The following is a 5,424-nucleotide window of genomic DNA, read 5'->3' on the forward strand; positions in this document are numbered from 1 at the left end:
ACGGGTGTTTTTGTGCATGTTCATGTTTCAGTATTCTCCTGGAAATACTGTAAACAACGCTACTAGTTTCTACAGCAAAGCGAAACGTAACAAGGCCGTCTGAAAATATATGGAGCAACACTTATTTATTTTTCGCTCTCATACGCTTCGATTTCGCCGACTTTAGGCGCATAGCCGCTGCTTTTGTCGTGGCGTAAGTCCAACCAGATATCGACCAATGCCCAAGCGGCAGGCACGGCAATCACGTTTTGCCCCATACATAAAACCTGCGCATCATAGTTTTCCACCGAGCCGCGGAGGGTGAGCAAATCGTGCGCTGTCGCTGCCCGTATGCCGCGCACTTTATTGGCGGCGATTGCCGTGCCCACGCCGGTACCGCAAATCAACAGCGCGCGGTCGGCGCGCCCTGCTGCGACTTCTTCGGCTGCGGCAAACGAGAGTTGCGGATAGCTTCCTTCGGGTGAAGATAAATCGACCAAGTTGCTGACGCGCGGGTCGTTTTGCAGATGCGTTTTGAGTGCGTCTTTCAATATTGCGCCGTTGGCCGGCGCGGCAATAACCAAACGCATAAAAACTCCTTGAAGAATACAATAAACATTGTTTAGCATACGCCCGCGCGTGATACGATTCAAGCTTGCAACGCAGAGAGCACGGCATGAGCAAAACCTACTTCACATCAGACCTACATTTTTCACATAAAAATATTGCCAAATTCTGCCCGCAATTTCGACCGTTCGATAACGTGGAGCAGATGGATGAATTTTTAATCCAAACGTGGAATGAAACCGTTAAGCCTGAAGATACGGTGTACAACCTGGGCGATTTTTCCTTTGCCCAAGACCACAAGCAGATAGAGCGCGTTTTGTCGCGGTTGAACGGGCAACATCACTTGATTTACGGCAATCATGATCATGTGATTCGGCAGCATGCCGATTTTTTCCGCAGCCAGACCAAGCATGACGGCCATCCGCTGCTGTCGTCCATACGGCCGTATTTGAAACTCAAATTGCCGGAAATTAAGAATACGCTGGTTCTTTTTCACTATCCGATTCAGGAGTGGGACGGCTGCTATCAGGGCTGGTATCACTTGTACGGCCATTTGCATGACAGGGTGGCGGCAATCAAAGGGCGTGCTTTAAATGTCGGATTTGATTTGCACGGCCGCTTTTTGACGGCGCAAGATGTCGATAAGTTTTTGTGTGATTTGCCTAAAATTTCGTATTTTGGCGAAGCAGGGTTGAAGGTCAACTCGCTGGAAGAAGCGGCAGAGCTGGTGTCTCGGAAACTGGCGCAGTTAAATCAGGTATAATTTCAGACGGCCTTTGCGGATTTCCGGCAAAGGCCGTCTGAATATCAATTTCCCATTTTTGAGTGATACATGGAAAACCTTTTGGCTTACTTACTACAAAAAATCAGCCTCCCCAATCAATCCGGCAAGGACAAGTCATGAGCGGTAAGCCTTTGAAGTATCCCGTATCCGCTTTGGTTGTTTTGCATGATAAAGACGGCAATATCCTGCTGATTGAACGCACGGCACCGCAAGGTTTTTGGCAGTCGGTTACCGGCAGCTTGGAAGAGGGCGAGCGTATCGAAGAAACCGCATGGCGCGAAGTGTGGGAAGAAACCGGTATCCGCCTTGCAGACGGCCAGCTGGAAAACTGGCACGACAGCACCGTTTATGAAATCTATCATCACTGGCGCCATCGCTATCCCAAAGGCGTTTTTGAAAACCGCGAACACATCTTCTCCGCCCAAATTCCGCGTGATACGCCCATCATGCTGCAACCGGACGAACACGTTGCCTACGGTTGGTTTAGTGCGGAAGAAGCGGCGGAAAAAGTGTTTTCCCCTTCCAATAAACGCGCAATTTTAGAACTGGTCAAAAGGCTGAATGCCAAAAAGGCCGTCTGAATACGACAGTTTCACATTTTCAGACGGCCTTGGGTTTGTTATACTTTCGCCGTTTGACTCTCTTTAAAATCAAAGGAAACCATCATGGCAGACTTCAACAAAATCCTGACCCCGGGCGATGTGGACGGCGGCATCATCAACGTTGTCAACGAAATCCCTGCGGGCAGCAACCACAAAATCGAATGGAACCGCAAATTAGCCGCGTTCCAACTCGACCGCGTTGAACCGGCAATTTTCGCCAAACCGACCAACTACGGCTTCATTCCGCAAACTTTGGACGAAGACGGCGACGAATTGGACGTATTGCTGGTGACCGAGCAGTCTTTGGTAACCGGTATTTTTCTGGAAGCACGCGTTATCGGCGTGATGAAATTCGTTGACGACGGCGAAGTGGACGACAAAATTGTCTGCGTTCCAGCCGACGACCGCAACAACGGCAACGCTTACAAAACTTTGGCTGATTTGCCGAAACAACTGATCAAACAAATCGAGTTCCACTTCAACCACTACAAAGACCTGAAAAAAGCAGGTACCACTAAAGTTGAATCCTGGGGCGATGTAGAAGAAGCGAAACAAGTCATCAAAGAATCTATCGAACGTTGGAACAAACAAGCCTAATCGGTTTGTCCCGTCCAATATCAAGGCCGTCTGAAAGCAAAGTTCAGACGGCCTTTTTATATATCAACCGAAGGACAGGCTTGGAAGACGAATAATCGTTTTGTGCGTAACCGGTTGCCCCAACGGTTGCGGCCGCGTCATGCTGGCGGAAATAGGTTTGGTCGGCAAAGCCATCGGCCGCTACAACCTTTACGCAGGCGGCAACTGCGAAGGCCCCCGCATTCCGCGCCTGTTTAAAGAAAACATTACCGAACCTGAAATCCTTGAAATTGTCGAAGGCTGGGTGGCAGATTGGTCTTGAAACCGTTTGGATGGGGAAGGTTTTGGAGATTTTGCCATCCGTACAGGTATCGTCAAACCCGTATTGGACGCTCCGCGAGACTTTTGGGCATAACGCATACAGGTAGAGCCAACAAGTCTGTCATCAGAAAACAGAGAGAAAAGTAAAAGCTATACTCTGCGAAGCAGGAAAAATTCATGAATGTTCAGGATATATTAGTACTGGCATTAGTTCGAGAAGTAGTCGTGTAACATATTTATATTGTATCGTTATTATCTCTAAAAAATAAATTCTTTGAAAGTCATAAAAGTAATTGTTGAAGATACAAAAAAAGTAATTTATAATCAGCAGACTAGAAATAAAAAGGTACTTAAAATATGAGAAAATTACTTCCTGTATCATTTGCTGTACTTGCTCTATTTTCTGCTGGTTGTGAAGCCAATAATCATGAAAAAAAAGCACAAATTCAACACTCTAACTTGAAAGATAGAAAGAATATGATTAACTTAAATCTGATGTTAAATGAAATTCTAAAAACCCGTATTACAGATATTGCAAGTCAGCGTGCAGATGTTAGTAATATTGTTTCACAATATCTTCATTCGGGACTAACTAAAAATGAAATTATCAATTTAATTACTAATGAGTTTGAGGTTCTGGAAAATTCAGATGATAATTTACTTATTCATTATCAAAGAGGCGAAGGTTATTTAGGTAATAGACGTGATTTATACATTAGCCTGTTTTTTAATAAAAGTGGGCAATTACTAAAAAATGTTTCTTATCTAGATAAGAGCAATAATCTATAAAACTACAAGGAAATTGATCATGTCAGAGAAAATAGAAGTTGGTTATAGAAAGCTTGGTAGTTTGGGATACGATTATCATCATATGTTTCTGCTTTATACTGATAAAACGGGGAAGCAGTATACCATTAGTGGTTGGACAGATGAAGAAAATACAAACCCAAATTTACCCCTTGGTAATATAAGAGTCATTGCGGGTATGCCATATGATAGCAATAACCCAGATTCTTCTACTAGACACCCAGGACAAAAACAATACCGTGAGTTAATCACGGAAGCGTCTGATTTATCTGGGAAATGGGCAGAAATGGTGAGGAATGCCCAAAGCAAAGACAATATTTATCCTTATGATTTTTTGCGTCAGAACTCCAATACTATTGCAGCTACCGTATTACGTGAAGCTAGGCTTAAAGAACCTGAAAAAGATGGTTATGGTTTGGGTGATCATCTTGCTCCTGGTTCTGAAAATAAATTGAATAAAAATCTTGTCCCTAAAGATCCTAACAAAGCAGGGGTTTTAGACCTTTTGGATTTGAGTGCACAAAATAATCAAACAGATAATCTTCAATATGCCGAGCAATCTGCAGCCGATAAACTCCAAGCTCTAATTCAAGGCTTTAAGCATGACAAAGATGGTACGTTCACAGCCAAAGCATTAGCTGACAATGCTGATGTGGTGGCAAATTTTAGAGATGAGTTGCGAGAGACCTTAAAACAAAATCAGGCTCAAGAAGTTGCTCAAAATACTCCGCAAGTTCAAGAAGAGCGCAGCTATGGCGGTCGATCGTTTGGTTAAATCCTTCCCATATTTAAAGAATGCTGATGGCACGTTTTTTCCTTATTCTTTCAATAGATAGTTACGCATGAATAATAACGAACTTGAGCAAGCACATAATCTTTTGCTTGAAACCGCCGAGGTAATGACACAATTTAGGCAAAGTACCCATCAGATTGTCCAAAATCTTGAAGATAAATTGGATAAATCACTTTACGATCAACGCAAAATGATTACAGAGATGGTGCGTGCGGAAGTGACGAAAGAAATGTCAAATTCGGTGGCAGGTTATGTGCGAGATATGGAAAAGGCACGCAACCAAATGGCTGATCAAGTACGTGAATTCAATGCATACTTGAATAAGGTAAATGAAGAAAATCAGAAGATTTCTTCGCATTTGGTATGGATTATTTCGCTTGCAATGGCAACATTGGTTATTGGCGGATTGGCATTATCTTTTTTCTATGCCATGTTGATTGATCAAAAACGACAGGATGCAGATATGGTCGGTCGTATCAATCGAGCCAATATCGTGCGATGCGGCGATGAACTTTGTGCTAAGACAGGTAAAAGCGTAGAAAATGGCTATCGGGTTATTCAGAATAGATAGCTGAGAAAACCAAAAGGCCGTCTGAAAATCTGATTTTCAGACGGCCTTTTATATTGAGAGCGTTTATATCAAAGATGGAATATAAACCGAATCAGCGACGGCGGCCAAAGCCCCGACCCATGCTTGGTCGGCGGTAGTTGGAAGGCTGGCGCGCGGTTTCGCGGTAACGCTGTTGCTGTTGAGCGTTTTGTTGTTGCGCATTTTGCTGTTGGGCACGCAGGGTGCGCGTATTCAGTTGTTGGCTGGTGCGTCCGTTTGGACGTGCGGTTTGATAATAGTTGGCACGGGCTTGACGGGCAATCGGGCTGTTTTGATTGCGTGCCTGTGTGAATTTGTTCGCCAATGCGTTGCCGATAAATGCACCGGCTGCCGCACCCACCAAGCTTTGCAGCAGCCAGCTGCCGGTGGATTGGTCGTAGATGTA

7 protein-coding genes and 2 pseudogenes are annotated in these 5,424 nt (G+C 44.4%); 7 read left to right on the forward strand and 2 right to left on the reverse strand.

Going from position 1 to position 5,424, the window contains the following annotated elements; genetic code table 11:
* Positions 1–125: 125 nt before the first annotated feature.
* Positions 126–569 (reverse strand): RpiB/LacA/LacB family sugar-phosphate isomerase, encoded by a 444-nt coding sequence (locus tag ACTHSP_RS17295; RefSeq protein ID WP_049351409.1) that lies wholly within the window; start codon positions 567–569, stop codon positions 126–128.
* A gap of 86 nt (positions 570–655) precedes the next feature.
* Here ACTHSP_RS17295 and ACTHSP_RS17300 point away from each other — a divergent pair, with 86 nt between their 5' ends.
* The 7 genes and pseudogenes from ACTHSP_RS17300 (at position 656) to ACTHSP_RS17330 (ending at position 5,000) form a co-directional block, all read left to right on the forward strand.
* Positions 656–1,309, forward strand: coding sequence for a metallophosphoesterase (locus tag ACTHSP_RS17300; RefSeq protein WP_049351408.1), 654 nt, complete (start codon positions 656–658; stop codon positions 1,307–1,309).
* Between the two features lie 137 nt (positions 1,310–1,446).
* A complete protein-coding gene (gene nudB, locus ACTHSP_RS17305) occupies positions 1,447–1,911 on the forward strand; it encodes a dihydroneopterin triphosphate diphosphatase (RefSeq protein ID WP_003685636.1) in 465 nt (154 codons plus the stop codon).
* 84 nt (positions 1,912–1,995) lie between these two features.
* The gene (locus ACTHSP_RS17310; protein ID WP_049351407.1) at positions 1,996–2,529 is read left to right on the forward strand and encodes an inorganic diphosphatase; all 534 of its coding nucleotides are present in this window, start codon (positions 1,996–1,998) and stop codon (positions 2,527–2,529) included.
* A 94-nt stretch (positions 2,530–2,623) separates the two neighbouring features.
* Positions 2,624–2,923, forward strand: a pseudogene (locus ACTHSP_RS17315) (sulfite reductase subunit beta); the annotation flags it as partial.
* Positions 2,924–3,186: 263 nt separating this feature from the next.
* Entirely contained in the window at positions 3,187–3,618 is a 432-nt protein-coding gene (locus tag ACTHSP_RS17320; protein ID WP_049328572.1) for a hypothetical protein, read from the forward strand.
* 19 nt (positions 3,619–3,637) lie between these two features.
* Complete coding sequence (locus ACTHSP_RS17325) at positions 3,638–4,411, forward strand: hypothetical protein (RefSeq protein ID WP_049351406.1); 774 nt, start codon at positions 3,638–3,640, stop codon at positions 4,409–4,411.
* Between the two features lie 67 nt (positions 4,412–4,478).
* The gene (locus ACTHSP_RS17330; protein ID WP_440346535.1) at positions 4,479–5,000 is read left to right on the forward strand and encodes a lytic enzyme; all 522 of its coding nucleotides are present in this window, start codon (positions 4,479–4,481) and stop codon (positions 4,998–5,000) included.
* A gap of 91 nt (positions 5,001–5,091) precedes the next feature.
* On the opposite strand, the pseudogene ACTHSP_RS17335 reads toward ACTHSP_RS17330, so the two are convergent.
* Positions 5,092–5,424, reverse strand: a pseudogene (locus tag ACTHSP_RS17335) (hypothetical protein); the annotation flags it as partial.

It is taken from the genome of Neisseria sp. P0001.S005, from assembly GCF_051963715.1.